The sequence below is a fragment of the Pseudactinotalea sp. Z1732 genome (genome assembly GCF_049724975.1).
Lineage (GTDB): Bacteria > Actinomycetota > Actinomycetes > Actinomycetales > Beutenbergiaceae > CALKWS01.
Window position 1 is genome coordinate 326762 of sequence record NZ_JBMPQC010000001.1, and the last position, 14127, is coordinate 340888.

General features: G+C 70.4%; 12 protein-coding genes. 5 read left to right on the forward strand and 7 right to left on the reverse strand.

Features of this window, described 5'->3' with window-relative positions; translation table 11 throughout:
• Positions 1-73 precede the first annotated feature (73 nt).
• Positions 74-2161, reverse strand: a complete 2088-nt coding sequence (locus ACPL7H_RS01580; RefSeq protein WP_424795413.1) for a SpoIIE family protein phosphatase — start codon at positions 2159-2161, stop codon at positions 74-76.
• A 108-nt stretch (positions 2162-2269) separates the two neighbouring features.
• Between ACPL7H_RS01580 and ACPL7H_RS01585 the strand changes: the two genes are divergently transcribed.
• Positions 2270-2683: an STAS domain-containing protein gene (locus tag ACPL7H_RS01585; protein WP_424795414.1), complete on the forward strand. Its 414-nt coding sequence runs from the start codon at positions 2270-2272 to the stop codon at positions 2681-2683.
• A 220-nt stretch (positions 2684-2903) separates the two neighbouring features.
• Here the strand turns inward: ACPL7H_RS01585 and fbaA are convergent, their stop codons facing one another.
• A complete protein-coding gene (gene fbaA / locus ACPL7H_RS01590) occupies positions 2904-3926 on the reverse strand; it encodes a class II fructose-bisphosphate aldolase (RefSeq protein WP_424795786.1) in 1023 nt (340 codons plus the stop codon).
• A 315-nt stretch (positions 3927-4241) separates the two neighbouring features.
• Positions 4242-4973, reverse strand: a complete 732-nt coding sequence (locus tag ACPL7H_RS01595) for a TrmH family RNA methyltransferase (protein ID WP_424795415.1) — start codon at positions 4971-4973, stop codon at positions 4242-4244.
• 582 nt (positions 4974-5555) lie between these two features.
• On the opposite strand from ACPL7H_RS01595, the gene ACPL7H_RS01600 reads away from it, so the two are divergent.
• On the forward strand, positions 5556-6299 hold the full coding sequence (locus ACPL7H_RS01600) for an HAD-IIA family hydrolase (RefSeq protein WP_424795787.1): 744 nt from the start codon (positions 5556-5558) through the stop codon (positions 6297-6299).
• Positions 6300-6404: 105 nt separating this feature from the next.
• Here ACPL7H_RS01600 and ACPL7H_RS01605 read toward each other — a convergent pair whose 3' ends face one another.
• Positions 6405-7331 carry a LemA family protein gene (locus ACPL7H_RS01605; RefSeq protein WP_424795416.1) on the reverse strand — a complete coding sequence of 309 codons (927 nt, stop codon included), beginning with the start codon at positions 7329-7331 and terminating at the stop codon, positions 6405-6407.
• An 89-nt stretch (positions 7332-7420) separates the two neighbouring features.
• A complete protein-coding gene (pyrE, locus tag ACPL7H_RS01610; RefSeq protein WP_424795417.1) occupies positions 7421-7990 on the reverse strand; it encodes an orotate phosphoribosyltransferase in 570 nt (189 codons plus the stop codon).
• 39 nt (positions 7991-8029) lie between these two features.
• Here pyrE and ACPL7H_RS01615 point away from each other — a divergent pair, with 39 nt between their 5' ends.
• Positions 8030-8815, forward strand: a complete 786-nt coding sequence (locus ACPL7H_RS01615; protein WP_424795418.1) for an exodeoxyribonuclease III — start codon at positions 8030-8032, stop codon at positions 8813-8815.
• Positions 8816-8945: 130 nt separating this feature from the next.
• Entirely contained in the window at positions 8946-9782 is an 837-nt protein-coding gene (locus tag ACPL7H_RS01620; RefSeq protein WP_424795419.1) for a hypothetical protein, read from the forward strand.
• Between the two features lie 10 nt (positions 9783-9792).
• Here ACPL7H_RS01620 and ACPL7H_RS01625 read toward each other — a convergent pair whose 3' ends face one another.
• Positions 9793-10755, reverse strand: coding sequence for a J domain-containing protein (locus tag ACPL7H_RS01625; RefSeq protein WP_424795420.1), 963 nt, complete (start codon positions 10753-10755; stop codon positions 9793-9795).
• A gap of 133 nt (positions 10756-10888) precedes the next feature.
• Between ACPL7H_RS01625 and ACPL7H_RS01630 the strand changes: the two genes are divergently transcribed.
• A complete protein-coding gene (locus tag ACPL7H_RS01630) occupies positions 10889-11440 on the forward strand; it encodes a septum formation family protein (RefSeq protein WP_424795421.1) in 552 nt (183 codons plus the stop codon).
• A 24-nt stretch (positions 11441-11464) separates the two neighbouring features.
• Here the strand turns inward: ACPL7H_RS01630 and clpB are convergent, their stop codons facing one another.
• Positions 11465-14062, reverse strand: coding sequence for an ATP-dependent chaperone ClpB (gene clpB, locus ACPL7H_RS01635; protein WP_424795422.1), 2598 nt, complete (start codon positions 14060-14062; stop codon positions 11465-11467).
• Positions 14063-14127: the final 65 nt, after the last annotated feature.

A 14127-nucleotide genomic window follows, 5' to 3' on the forward strand; every position in this document is an offset into this window, starting at 1 on the left:
ACCGGTTGACGGCTCAGGCACGAGCAGCGACGCCGAGCCGGCGTGGCGTGGCCGGCGTAGCTGGTCAGGCCGGCTACAGCCCCCGCTGCTCCGGGGCCGGGTCGATCCGGGCCCACACCACCTTGCCGGCACCGGAGGGCCGCCAGCCCCAGTCGGCGAGCCGGGCCACGATGTGCATCCCGTATCCGCCCACCCGGGCCGGGTGCACCTCCAGCGGGACCGGCGGCATCGGGTTCTCATCGGCGACCTCCACCCGTACGCCCTCACCGGTGTCCACCAGATTCACCATCACCGGCCCACTGCCGTGCAGCACCGCGTTGGCGACGAGTTCGGAGACCACCAGTTCCACCGACTCGGCCACCGCCAGGTCCCACGCCTGGCAGGTCTTCTGAGCGGCCTTGCGGGCCAGTCGGACCGACTCCTTCACCCCGGGGAACCGCCAATGCCGCACCCGGACCGGAGCGGGGCTCTCCTCCACCGGTTCCGGAACGCGCATCACCACCACGGCCACATCATCCTCGGGGGATTCGGCGAGTTCGCGAACGAGGAGTTCCCCGACCATCGCCGCATCGCGGGCCTCGGCCCGATCGAGCACCTCGGTCAGTACACCCAGGCCCTGGGGCAGCGGACGGTCGCGACGCTCGACAAGACCGTCGGTATAGAGCACCAGCACGTCCCCGGGCCGCAGGCGCTCGGTCGCGCTCTGGCGCGTGGTGGCCCCGAAGCCGACCAGCCTGCCGCCGGCCCCATCGAGTTGCCGCACCTCACCATCGCTGATCAGCAAGCCCGGTAGGTGCCCGGCACGGCTGTACCGCAACTCCCAGTCACCGCCGCCGTCAATCGGGGTGAGGATGGAGTAGGTCAGCGAGGCCACCCGGCCGATCCGCATTGAGTCCACGATCCGGTCCACCCGGGAAAGGACCTCACCGGGGTCATGCAGGTCCGCGGCGAAAGCCCGCACCACCGAACGCAACTGTCCCATCGCCGCGGCGGCCTCGATATCGTGCCCGGCCACGTCTCCGATCACCAGCACCACCGCGTCATCGGGCAGGCTCATCACGTCATACCAGTCACCGCCTACCTGGGCGTGCTCCGAACTGGGGGCGTAGTAGGTCCACACGTCCAGCGCACTGATCGGGTCGGACTCGGGCAGCATCGCCCGCTGCAGGGTCTCGACCAGTTGGTGCTCGCCCTGGTGCAGCTCGGCGTTGTCCAGGGCCATCCCCACCCGCCGGGCGCACAGGTAGAGCACCGTCTGCAGTTCCTCGCTGTGCTCGACCTCACCGTGCGGCACCGCCGTCATCAAACCCAGCGTGCGGCCCCGACCCAGCAGCGGAAAGACGTGCACCCGGCCATCGCGTGCGTCCTCGGGCAACTGCCGGCGGACCAGATCGATCAGTTGGGCGGCCGCCGAACCAGACGGGTGCCGCCCGTCCAGCGGGAGGTTCAGCGACTCGATCCGCTCCCGCGACAGCAGGCGTGCCACCGGGTCGGCCAGGTCGGCGCTGGTGCGCCCGCGGGCCACCCCCACGTGGCGTACCCGCACGTGCTCGGTGATGTCCTCCGACATCCGCAACAGGCCGTCGTCGACGACGAAACCGCACCAGATGTGCATCCGGCGCCCGACCATCCTGGCAATGGCACTCAGGGCCATCGGTTCGTCGAAGTCGACCAGGATCTCCGAGATCTTGGCCACCACCTCCAGCGCCCGGCGGGAGTGGTGCTCGGGCAGCAACTGCTCAGCAGTGGTGGCGGCCTGGCGCTGAACGAAGATCAGCCGCCGTGCCTCCCCGGTCTCCGGGTCGTGCCGGACCGTGAGCGTGACGGGGACGTCCAGGTCCTCCCCGTCCGTGGTGCGGATCGGTAGGGACGTGTGCAAGGGGTCCGACTGCGGGCCCACTTCGTCAACCTGCTCGGCGATCACGGCACGGTACCCCGGGCGCAGGATGCCCTCCCCGAGTGCCTGCGCTCGCTGCAGGGTGTACCCGGTCACCTCGGTGAATGCCTCGTTCACCCAGACCGCTCGGAACGCGCCTCCGTGCCGGTCCCAGACACCGATAGCGAAATCGCCCTCCAGCAGGGCCCGGACGGCGTCCTCCCGAGCCGTGGCCTGCACCATCTCGACAGATTCGGTAGCCTCGGAGGTTGCATCGGGTCCCATCGTGGGAGGGCTCCTTGTCTCGCATGTCACGACATGGTCTGATCCGTGGTACGCACCGATCGCGTCCGTTCCGCACCCGTTCGACCGAACCGCACCTGGAGGCTGACCTTGGCCGACGTTAACAGTGGCGAGGAGCACCCGCGCGGTGAGCGCGGCAGTGTGCACACGCTGCTCGAGTCCGACCGTACCCGCATCGTGCTCAGCGGTGAGGTCGATGTCTCCGTCAGCGCCGAACTGACCGACGCCGTCGCCGAGGCCGAGGCGGCCGGAGTGCCCACCCAGGTGGATGCCAGGCACGTGACCTTCATCGACTCCTCCGGGGTCGCGCTGCTGGCCCGCCTGGCCAGCCGTACTCCGGGCCGGGTGCAGATCCTCAACCCCCCGGAAGTGCTGACGTTCCTGCTGGAGGTCACCCGGATCGGGGAGTTGGTCGAGGTGGTCGACACCAGTGGGGACGATCACGGCGGCGCCATCCCGTTGCCCCGCCGGCCCGACGACGACCCACCGGATGCCATCGCCTGACCGCCGCCCGCAGGCGTCCCGTCCCTCCGCCGTCGCCGATGTCCCATCCCGCCACAGCGTCGCCCCACCTCATCGCCGAGACCAGTCGGGTGCGGCAAACCGGCGCCGCATCCCCCCGTTCGCACGGGCAGTTCACCGGTCTCACAGGTCTTGGGCACAGCGCAACGGCGCGGCGCCCCGGGTGTGTCCCCGGCACACCGCGCCGTCATGACGCGCCGGCTCAGTTGAGCTTCTGGCCCGCCGAACGCAACTCCTGGCAGGCCTGCACGATCCGATCGGCCATACCGGCCTCGGCGAGCTTGCCCCAGGCGCGCGGGTCGTAGGCCTTCTTGTTACCCACGTCGCCGTCGACCTTCAGCACACCGTCGTAGTTGTGGAACATGTGCGTCACCACCGGACGGGTGAAGGCGTACTGGGTGTCGGTGTCGATGTTCATCTTGATCACCCCGTGGTCCACCGCGGTGGCGATCTCCTCGGCGGTCGAGCCCGAGCCGCCGTGGAACACCAGGTCGAACGGCTTGTCCCGACCGACCTCGGCACCAACCGCCTGCTGGATCTCACCGAGGAGTTCCGGACGTAGTTTGACGTGGCCGGGCTTGTACACCCCGTGCACGTTGCCGAAGGTCAGGGCGGTCATGTAGCGACCCTTCTCCCCGATCCCCAGCGCCCGCACGGTGGCCAGGCCGTCCTCCACGGTGGTGTAGAGCTTCTCGTTGATCTCGTGGGCGACGCCGTCCTCCTCGCCGCCGACCACGCCGACCTCGATCTCCAGGATGATGTTCGCCGCCTGCGCCTTCTCCAGGAGCTCGGAGGCGATCTGCAGGTTCTCATCCAGCGGCACCGCCGAGCCGTCCCACATGTGCGACTGGAAGGAGGGCAGGCCACCATCGGCAACCTGCTTGGCCTCGATCTCCATCAGCGGGCGAACCCAGGAGTCCAGGTTCTCCTTGGCGCAGTGGTCGGTGTGCAGGGCGATGGTGACCGGGTAGTTCTTGGCGACCTCGTGGGCGTAGGCGGCCATCGCCAGCGAACCGGCCACCCTGTCCTTGATGGTGGATCCGGAGGCGTACTCGGCACCGCCCACCGACACCTGGATGATGCCGTCGCTCTCTGCCTCGGCGAACCCACGCAGGGCCGCGGTCAGGGTCTGGGAGGAGGTCACGTTCACCGCGGGGTAGGCGAACGAGCCCGCCTTGGCGCGGTCGATCATCTCCGCGTACACCTCAGGGGTGGCAATACCCATTGCTATCTCCTGTTCGTCTGCGATTCTCATCTGGGCGCCCCGGGGGGACGCGCGTCTGCGCCGGGCGAAGCACCAGCCGCTCCAGTCTTCCACGGATCGGCCCCGATGCCGGATTCGGGATGAAGACGAGGGCCGGCCGTGGCCGGGCTGAGGGCCGACGACGACGCAACCGCCGGGCGCGATGCGACCTCCGACGCTGGGTGCTGGACGGGACAGGGCGGCGGTGCGGCGCCGGGAGTAACGCGACGTCGGCAGCGCGGCGGGGGTGTGCCGGACGGAGGCGCGGTAGTAGGCGTCGGAGCGCTCCGGCGACGTCTACTGCTGGGGCTCGGGCACCCGGGCGTGCTGCAGGGCCCAGTGGTACATCGCCACCGCGGCTGCGGCGCCGGCGTTGATGGAGCGGGTGGAGCCATACTGGGTGATGTGCACGATCTCGGTGCTGGCCCGTTGCGCGGCCGGACTCAGGCCGGCCTGTTCCTCACCGAACAGCAGCACGCACTCCCGCGGGAGCCTCCGGTGCTCCAGCGGCACCGAGCCGGGCAGGTTGTCGATGCCGATGACGGGCAGAGTCCGTTCGGCGGCCCAGGCCACCAGGTGCTCGATGTCGGGGTGATGGTGGACGTGCTGGTACCGGTCGGTCACCATGGCGCCGCGACGGTTCCACCGTCGTCGACCCACGATATGGACGGCGGCGGCCCCGAAGGCGTTCGCACTGCGCACCACCGAGCCGATGTTGAAGTCCCGGCCCCAGTTCTCGATGGCCACGTGGAAGCCGTGGCGGGTGGTGTCCAGGTCCGCCACGATCGCCTCCAGGCGCCAGTACCGGTAGGCATCGACGACGTTGCGCCGGTCCCCGCGGGCGAGCAGGTCGGGGTCGTAGTGGTCCCCCTCCGGCCAGGCATCAGGTCCTCCCGGCCACGGCCCGACGCCCTGTTCGACCGGCGGCCCCAACTCGGCGTCGGGGTGCTCCGGCTGCGCTCGGCGCTGCCCCTCGGGCCGGTGCTCCGGCTGCACCTCGGTTTCGCGTCCCGGCTCTGCACCGGTCACGGGCACGCCTCCGGGGCCGCCTGCATCGGTCGGCCCATACCCCTGGTCCTGGTCGTGCTCCACCACCCCAGTATCCCCGCTCCCCGGCCTCCATTCGCGCCCCGCCCCGGTCACCTCCCCGCCCCGGGTCGCCTCCCCCGCCCCGCTCACCTCCCCCGCCCCGGCATCCAACGCGCCGGAACCATCCAATTGGTCAGTTAGGGTGACCGGTGGGCTCGTTCAGCCGCTACAACCGACCGATTGGATGGTTGTGGCGCGGGGGCGGGGCGGGCGGTGGCGCGGGGCCGGGCGGAAGCGTGGCGGGGGCGGGGCGGGCGGTGGCGCGGGGCCGGGCGGAAGCGTGGCGGGGCCGAGGGCAACCGGGCGGGCATGCCTGCGGGGCCGAGGGCAACCGGGCGGGCATGAGCGGGAGCGGGGGTGGGCGGAGGCGGGCGTGTGTGCGTGCGCATCGCGCGCCGTGGCGGGCTCGCTAGGCTGGGGCAAGAAGCCGGAAGCGGTCACTCAGCGCGCAGCGAGGACCTGGCCGGCCCGATCTGAGAGGCGAGCGCGGTGGGTGAACGGATTTCGAACTGGCTGACCGACATGGACGGCGTGCTGGTCCATGAGGAGCACGCTCTGCCGGGTGCTGCGGAGTTCATCGCCGCGCTGCGGGACAAGGACATCCCGTTCCAGATCCTCACCAACAACTCGATCTTCACCCCGCGGGATCTGGCCGCGCGGCTGCGCGCCACCGGGATCGAGGTGGAGGAGACCCACATCTGGACCTCGGCGCTGGCCACCGCCACCTTCCTGGCCGACCAGATCCCCGAGGGCAGCGCGTACGCCATCGGCGAGGCCGGGCTGACCACGGCGCTGTACGAGAAGGGCTACACCCTCACCGACACCGACCCGGACTTCGTGGTGCTCGGGGAGACGCGCACCTACTCCTTCGAGGCGATCACGCGGGCGATCCGGCTGGTCAGCTCCGGGTCACGGTTCATCGCCACGAACCCCGACGTGACCGGACCCTCCGGGCAGGGACCGATCCCGGCCACCGGATCGGTGGCGGCGATGATCACCGCGGCCACCGGGCGCGAGCCCTACTTCGTGGGCAAGCCGAACCCGGTGATGATCCGGACCGCGCTGAACCGGATCGATGCCCACTCCGAGCACACCGCGATGATCGGGGACCGGATGGATACCGACATCGTGGCGGGGATGGAGGCCGGTTTGCGTACCTTCCTGGTGCTGTCCGGCTCCACTCGGCCCGAGGAGATCGAACGCTTCCCCTACCGGCCCAGCGAGGTGCACGACGACATCGCGGCGCTACTGGAACGGCTCGGGTAACCCAGCCTCGCATACCCCCGGTCACCCGGCTCGCGGGGCACCGTCGTCAGCCGGCGCGGTCCGCCTTCAGCCCGCGGTGCAGGTCGACCCGCAGTGCAGGTCAGGTCAGCCCTGGGTTGGGGGCGGTGAGTTCGGGTAGCCGCCCGAACCGGGCTGGCCCTGGTCCGGGTGCTGCCCGCCGGGCTGCGGCGGTTGACCCGGCTGCGGGGGTTGACCCGGCTGCGGGGGCTGCCCGCCCGGCTGCGACGGTTGGCCGGGCGCCTGACCGTGCCCACCGTGCCCACCGTGCTGACCCGGCTGACCCGCGTGTGGGGGCGGCGCTTGCTGACCTTGCTGGAAGTAGCCGGGCCGGCCACCGCCCTGACCGGGCTGGAATGCTCCGGGCTGACCGCCGTGAGAGGGCTGTGCCAGGCCACCCTGCTGCTGGGGCGCCTGGCCCTGCCCGTAGCCACCCAGGTTGCCCTGGGAATCAGAGAACGAGACGTTCGGTACCGCCCGCACCGCGGGGTTGTTGGCCTCGAAGTACTCAGCGCGCACGAAGTTGAACATGCCGGCGATGATGTTGGAGGGGAACACCTCCACCTTGGTGTTCAGCGTGCGCACGTTGGCGTTGTAGAAGCGGCGCCCGGCGGCGATCCGGTCCTCGGTGTTGGTCAGTTCGTTCTGCAACTGCAGGAAGTTCTCTGCGGCACGCAGTTGCGGGTAGTTCTCCGCCACCGCGAACAGGCGGCCCAGGGCGTTGGACAGGATGTCCTCCTGCGCGGCCTGCTGGCCCGGGGAGGCTCCCGGTGTGGCGGCCTGCGCGCGAGCCTGGGTGACTTCCTCGAACACCGATCGCTCGTGCACGGCGTAGCCCTTGACCGTCTCCACCAGGTTGGGGATGAGGTCATAACGCCGGTGCAGTTCGACGTCGATCTGGCGCCACGCCTCCTGCACCAGGTTCCGCAGGCGCACCAGCCGGTTGTACATCGTGATCGCCCAGATCACCAGGATGACGACGATCACGAGCAGTAGCACGAGTACGAATTCCACCGTGGCCCACCTCCTGGGTGTCCCGAGTGGAGAAACGGTTCCCCCACCCCTTCCGGTCCATCACCCGAGGGCGCGAACCGGGATCGAGTCTAACGGGTGGTCAATCCGAGATCCTCGGCCGAGAGCAGCCAGACGTACGGTAGCCCGGCCCGCTCCATCGCCTCCCGAGCCCCGGTGTCCCGGTCCACCACGGTCGCCACGCCGACCACCTGCGCGCCGTGCTCACGGGCTACCCGAGCGGCGAACAACGGCGAGTTCCCGGTGGTGGAGGTGTCCTCCAGGATCACAACCCGCCGGCCGCCGACATCGGGCCCCTCCACCTGCCTGCGCATTCCATGCCCCTTGGCTTCCTTACGCACCAGGAACGCATCCAGGGACAGGCCCCGGCTGGCCGCGGCGTGCTGCACGGCCGAAACCACCGGGTCAGCGCCCATCGTGGGCCCGCCCACGGCGTCCACCTCAGCCACACCCATCCCGGCCTCCTCCAACCGGTCCAGCAGCAGGTGCCCGATCAGCGGGGCGGCTTCGTGATGCAGGGTGGCCCGGCGCATGTCCACGTAGTAGTCGGCCTTCTTGCCGCTGCTGAGCGTGACCTCACCGTGCACCACTGCCAGGTCCGCCACGAGTTCGATCAGCCGGTCCAGGGGAGAGGTGTTCACGCGATCCAGGGTATCGGCCCTGGCGATACGGTGATCGGCATGAGAATCGCCACCTGGAACGTCAACTCCATCCGGTCCCGGCTCGACCGGGTCACCGCCTGGCTGCAACGCACCGGCGCCGACGTGCTGGCGATGCAGGAGACCAAGGTCGCCGACGCGAAGTTCCCGGTGATGGACTTCGAGGCGATCGGCTACGAGGTGGCCTTCCACGGCCTGAACCAGTGGAACGGCGTCGCGATCGCCTCTCGCGTGGGCCTGGCGGACGTGCAGACCCACTTCGCCGAGCAGCCCACCTGGGGCGACCCCCCGGCCGCCGAGGCCCGGGCGCTCGGCGCCACCTGCGGCGGCGTGCGCGTCTGGAGCCTGTACGTGCCCAACGGGCGCACCCTGGTGGACCCGCACTACCTGTACAAACTGGACTGGCTCGCGGCACTTCGGCACCAGGCCGCCACCTGGCTGGAACAGGATGGCGACGCGCGGATCGCACTCCTGGGGGACTTCAACGTCGCACCGCTGGACGAGGACGTCTGGGACACCGCCGTCTTCGAGGGCGCCACCCACGTCTCCCCACCGGAGCGGGACGCCTTCGCATCACTGCAGGAGGCCGGGTTCGTCGAGGTCACCCGCGCCCACACCCCCGGCGCCTACACCTACTGGGACTACCAGCGCCTGCGCTTTCCCCGCAACGAGGGCATGCGCATCGACTTCGCCCTGGCCTCTCCCGCCCTGGCCGAGAGGGTGCTGGGCGCCGCCATCGACCGCGATGAACGCAAGGGCAAGGGCGCCTCGGACCATGTGCCGGTGATCATCGAGGTGGATGCCTGACCGGGGCGGGCGCGCATGAACCGGCACGCCTGACCGGGGCGGGCGCGCATGACCGGCGCGCCTGACCGACCTCCCCCGGACAGGCACACCGCGTGAGCCAGCGGGCGCGACCGGCGTTTAGGGTGTCTCCATGACCGAGCCGCCCCAGCCGCCACCGGGCAAGCCGTCCCGCGCCCAGCGGCGGCAGAAGCGCTGGGAAGCACCCCCGGGAGCACCGCCGGTGCCCACGGTGCCCACGGGTCCGGCCGGCTCACCCACCGCCGAACCCGCCGCCTCGCCCGGCCAGAGCCCCTACGGTCAGCGATCCGCACCTCCGCCGATGCAGGAGTCCAGTGGCAACTACGGCCACTTCACCTTCCCGCAGATGCCCAAGGCGAAGTTGGAGCCGCGCGCCGTGCTCGGCCTGATCACCTCGGTGCTGGGCCTGCCCGGACTGGTGCTGGGCCTGCTGGCCCGCCCCCGCGTCAAGGGCGGACGACGACGCAGCCCGGCGCTGGCAATGAGCGCCATCGTGCTGGGGGCGCTGTTCACGGTCGGATGGATCCTGACCGTGATCACCTTGGCACTCACCGGCACGTTCGACCGCCTCACCGAGACCCCCCAGGCCGGTGACACCGACACCCCGCGCACGATCGCCTCGGCCACCCTGGCCGAAGGCAACTGCATACTCACGCTGCCCCCGGCCCGCCCGGTGGGTGATGTGCGGGTGGTGCCCTGCGCGCAGACCCACATCGCCCAGGTGATCTCGGTCCACACCCTGGACGGTGACTTTCCCGGGCAGGAGGAGTTGGAGACCCAGGCCGACCAGGTCTGCACCGACCAGGTCGAGGCGTTGCCCACCGACGAGGTCCAGGTGATGCCGTGGTACCTGATTCCCAGCGGCGAGGGTTGGCAAGAGGGCAACACCCAGCTGATGTGTCTTGCCCGTGGTGCCACCGGGCCGTTCGAGGGCGACCTGCTGAACTGACCGTCCTGGCTCAGACGAAGTGGATCGACCGGTGCAGCCGCGTGCGCCAGTCGAAGAGCACGTCCGCCTCCAGCCCGGGCACCCCCGGGACGCCGGTGCGCAGCAGTGCGGCGATCGCGCTGCTGCGCACCACCATCCGCCGCAGCCGCCGCGAGCGCCCCACCACCGCGGTGTCGGCCTCCAGGTGCCCATCGGGCAGCACCACCACCAGCGCGGTGAAGTGCAGCCCCCAGGAGCGCGCTGCCCGGAGCCGGCCGGCCAGGTCCTTCATCGGCCGCTCCCGCTCGGCCAGCCCTTCGCTGTGCAGGTCGCGGGTGCCCGGCCGCACCGGAGCGCCCCAGTCCTCGGACTGGATCGCGAACAACCCGGTGGGCCCCAGCGCGATGTGATCGATCTTAGTGTGCCCGGCGGCGGCGGCCGAACGGGGGCTTCTGGTCGTGGCCACGTCATGCCAGACGGTGAACGCCGAGCCCAGGTCGGCCAGCGCTTTGGCGGTGGCCTCCTCGGCGACCGCATCGGCCAGCAGGTGGCGGATCTCCCGGGGTGCGCGCCGCACCAGGGCGGGCTCGTAGGGGTCGGTCAGGTCCACGCCGCGCCCGACCCATTCGCGGACCAGCGTCAGGTACTGCTGGCGGGACCACCCCCCGGGGTGCCCGTGGGATCGGGCCCGCGCCGGTGCCGAACGCGAGGCCGAGGATCGCCCCGCAGTACCGGCGGCCCAGACCCGCTGCTCCGGTTCCGGCCCGGCAGCGGGTGAACTCCGCCGTCGTTGGTCATGCACGGCGCGCAACCGCGGGCTGCTCACCTGCGCCCAGGCCGCCTGCACGGCCGCGAAAACCTCAGGGTCCCCGCCCAGATCGGGATGGGACTGGCGCATCATGCGGCGGTAGGCGCGCTTGAGTTCGGCATCGGAGGCCTGCGCGGACACCCCGAGCACCTCATAGGCGCTTCTGCCCATGAGTCGATCGGACATGCCAGCAACCTCCGGGAGACGGACCAGCACACCTTAACCCGCGTGGGCACCCATTCCATCGCCCCGTCCCCGCGGCCGCCGGGATGACGCCGCGCTGCCGCCGTGGCAGCACCGGCCGATAGGGTGCGTGACCATGAGCACGTCGCCGCACGCACCCGGGCGCACCGAGGGACGACGTCGAGCGCGGATCGCCGCGGCGGTCGTGGCGGTCGTGGCGGTGCTCGCCCTGGCGGCGGTCGCCGGCATCATGATCTCCCGTAGCGGGCAGGACGAACTCGCACCCGGTGACACCGATACCGCGGTCGATGTGCCCGAGACGCGGTTGGCCCTGGGGGCGTGCCTGGAGTCGTTGGAGTACGTGCACGACGATCTGTTGCGCCAGGTCCCGTGCGCGGCGCCGCACCAGGCCGAGGTGGTGGCCACCGAGGAGATCACCGACGCGGAGTTCGACAGTCGCTACGCCTACGCCCGGCAGGCCGAGGAGCACTGCCTGCCGGTCTCCTACCAGGTGGTTCCGGAGGAGGTCGACACCGCGGCGCTGCGCACCCACACCGTCTCCCCCACCTCCGATTCCTGGGAGGAGGGGGATCGCATGATGCGGTGCCTGCTCACGGTTGAGCCGGACCATCACCTGACCGGCAGTTTCACGGCCGGGGACGTGGAGTTACACACGGAAGCGCTGTGAGGTCCGACCGATCGTCCGCCGTGGTCAGTCGCTGGTGAGCACCAGGCCAGCGCTCGTCTCCTGCGCGCGATCGACCGTGACGCGATCCCCGTCCACCGTCTCCCCGGCCAGCAGCAACTTCGCCAGGGGGTCCCCGATCTCACGCTGGATGAGCCGGCGCAGCGGCCGGGCCCCGTAGGCGGGATCGTAGCCCTCCAGGGCCAGCCACTCCCGCGCCGCGGGGGTCACCTCCAACTGCAGCCGGCGGTCGGCCAAACGGTCCGCCAGGTGACGCACCTGCAGGTCCACGATGGTGCCGAGTTCATCGATGGTCAGGGCGTCGAAGACGACGATCTCATCGAGACGGTTGAGGAACTCGGGCTTGAACGAGGCCCGCACGGCGGTCATCACCGATTCCTTCTTCGCCGCCGGGTCCAGGGACGGGTCCACCAGGAACTGCGATCCCAGGTTGGAGGTGAGCACCAGGATGGTGTTGCGGAAGTCCACCGTGCGGCCCTGACCGTCGGTCAGGCGCCCGTCGTCGAGCACCTGCAGCAGGATGTCGAAGACCTCCGGGTGGGCCTTCTCCACCTCATCGAGCAGCACCACCGAGTAGGGCCGGCGCCGCACCGCCTCGGTGAGCTGACCACCCTCCTCATAGCCCACGTACCCGGGCGGGGCACCGACCAGGCGGGCCACGGAGTGCTTCTCGGAGTACTCGCTCATGTCGATGCGCACGATGGCGCGCTCGTCGTCGAAGAGGAAGTCCGCCAGGGACTTGGCCATTTCGGTCTTACCCACACCTGTGGGTCCGAGAAACAGGAACGAACCGGTGGGCCGGTCGGGGTCGGCCACCCCGGCGCGGGAACGGCGCACCGCATCGGAGACGGCTCCGACGGCGTCGCGCTGGCCCACCAGACGCTGGCCGATGACCTCCTCCATGTGCAGCAGCTTCTCGGTCTCCCCCTCCAGCAGCTTGCCGGTGGGGATCCCGGTCCAGGCCGCGACCACCTCGGCGATCTCCTGGGGACCCACCCGCTCGGCGATCATCGGGGCCTGCTCGGTGGTGCCGGCCTCTTCGGCCTCGGCCTCGGCGATCTCGCGTTCCACGCCCGGGATCTCCCCGTAACGCAGCCGGGAGGCGGTCTCCAGGTCTCCCTCGCGCTCGGCGCGGGCCGCCTCGGTGCGCAGCGTGTCCAGCCGCTCGCGCAGATCACCGGCCCGGTTACGGCCGGCCTTCTCCGCCTCCCACCGGGTGGTCAGGGCCACCAGTTCCTCCCGCCGGTCGGCCAGATCGGCGCGCAACTGCGCGAGTCGCTCGGCGGAGGCCTCGTCGTTGTCGGCGTCGGAGAGGTAGGACTCCTCCATCTCCAGGCGGGTCACGGCCCGCTGGAGTTCATCGATCTCCATCGGGGAGGAGTCCAGTTCCATCCGGAGTTGGGAGGCGGCCTCATCGACCAGGTCGATGGCCTTGTCCGGCAGCTGCCGTCCGGTGATGTACCGGTGCGAGAGCGACGCCGCAGCCACCAGGGCACCATCGGCGATCTCCACCTTGTGGTGGGCTTCGTACTTGGGCGCGATGCCGCGCAGGATCGCCACCGTGTCCGGCACCGAGGGCTCATCGACGAACACCTGCTGGAACCGGCGCTCCAGGGCGGCGTCCTTCTCGATGGACTCGCGGTACTCATCCAGCGTGGTGGCCCCGACCATGCGCAACTCTCCGCGGGCGAGCATCGGCTTGAGCATGTTGCCCGCGTCCAGGGTGGAGTCTCCACCCGTGGCGCCGGCACCGACCACGGTGTGCAGTTCGTCGATGAACGTGATGATCTCGCCGTCGGAGTCCTTGATCTCATCGAGCACCGCCTTGAGGCGCTCCTCGAACTCCCCGCGGTACTTCGCCCCGGCCACCATCGCTCCCAGGTCCAGGGAGATCAGTCGCTTGCCCTGCAGGGAGGCGGGCACGTCGCCGTCGACCATCCGCTGGGCCAGGCCCTCCACCACGGCGGTCTTCCCGACGCCGGCCTCCCCGATGAGGACGGGGTTGTTCTTCGTGCGCCGGCTGAGCACCTGCACCACCCGGCGGATCTCGGTGTCGCGCCCGATGATCGGGTCAATCCGCCCCTCCTGAGCGGCGGCGGTCAGGTCGGTGCCGTACTTCTCCAGGGCTTGGAAGGTGCCCTCGGGGTCCGCTGTGGTGACCCGTGCCGAACCCCGCACGTTCGGCAGCGTGGCCGCCAGCGCGTCGCGGTTGGCACCCATGGAACGCAGCACCTCACCGGCGTTGCCGGAGTCGGTCGCCAGGGCCATGAGCAGGTGCTCGGTGGAGACGAACTCATCCCCCAGCGCCTTGGCCTCCTCGCCGGCGGTCTTCATCACCGTGGCCAGGCCGCGAGACACCTGGGGCTGGTTGACCGAAGATCCCGAGGCCGCGGGCATGCCCGTGAGCACACCTTCGGTGCGCCCGGCGACCATGGCCGGAGCGACCCCCAGGGCGTTCAACAGCGCGACGGCGATCCCGTCCTCCTGGGCGAGCAGGGCGGCCAGCACGTGGGCGGGCTCGACCTGGGCGTGACCGGCGGCCGAGGCGTTGCGGACGGCTGCCGACAGCGCCTCCTGGGACTTGGTGGTGAGTTGAGTGTCCAAAGTTCGCTTCCTCCGCGAGCAGTATCAGGGTCCATAAGGGACAACTCCAGCGAAGTTGAGTCTAT

Coding starts and splice junctions, on each gene's coding strand:
- ACPL7H_RS01615 (WP_424795418.1), top strand. CDS start 8,030: ATGAGAATCGCCACCTGGAACGTCAACTCCATCCGGTCCCGGCTCGAC.
- ACPL7H_RS01630 (WP_424795421.1), top strand. CDS start 10,889: ATGAGCACGTCGCCGCACGCACCCGGGCGCACCGAGGGACGACGTCGA.
- ACPL7H_RS01580 (WP_424795413.1), bottom strand. CDS start 2,161: ATGGGACCCGATGCAACCTCCGAGGCTACCGAATCTGTCGAGATGGTG.
- ACPL7H_RS01600 (WP_424795787.1), top strand. CDS start 5,556: ATGGACGGCGTGCTGGTCCATGAGGAGCACGCTCTGCCGGGTGCTGCG.
- fbaA (WP_424795786.1), bottom strand. CDS start 3,926: ATGGGTATTGCCACCCCTGAGGTGTACGCGGAGATGATCGACCGCGCC.
- ACPL7H_RS01620 (WP_424795419.1), top strand. CDS start 8,946: ATGACCGAGCCGCCCCAGCCGCCACCGGGCAAGCCGTCCCGCGCCCAG.
- ACPL7H_RS01625 (WP_424795420.1), bottom strand. CDS start 10,755: ATGTCCGATCGACTCATGGGCAGAAGCGCCTATGAGGTGCTCGGGGTG.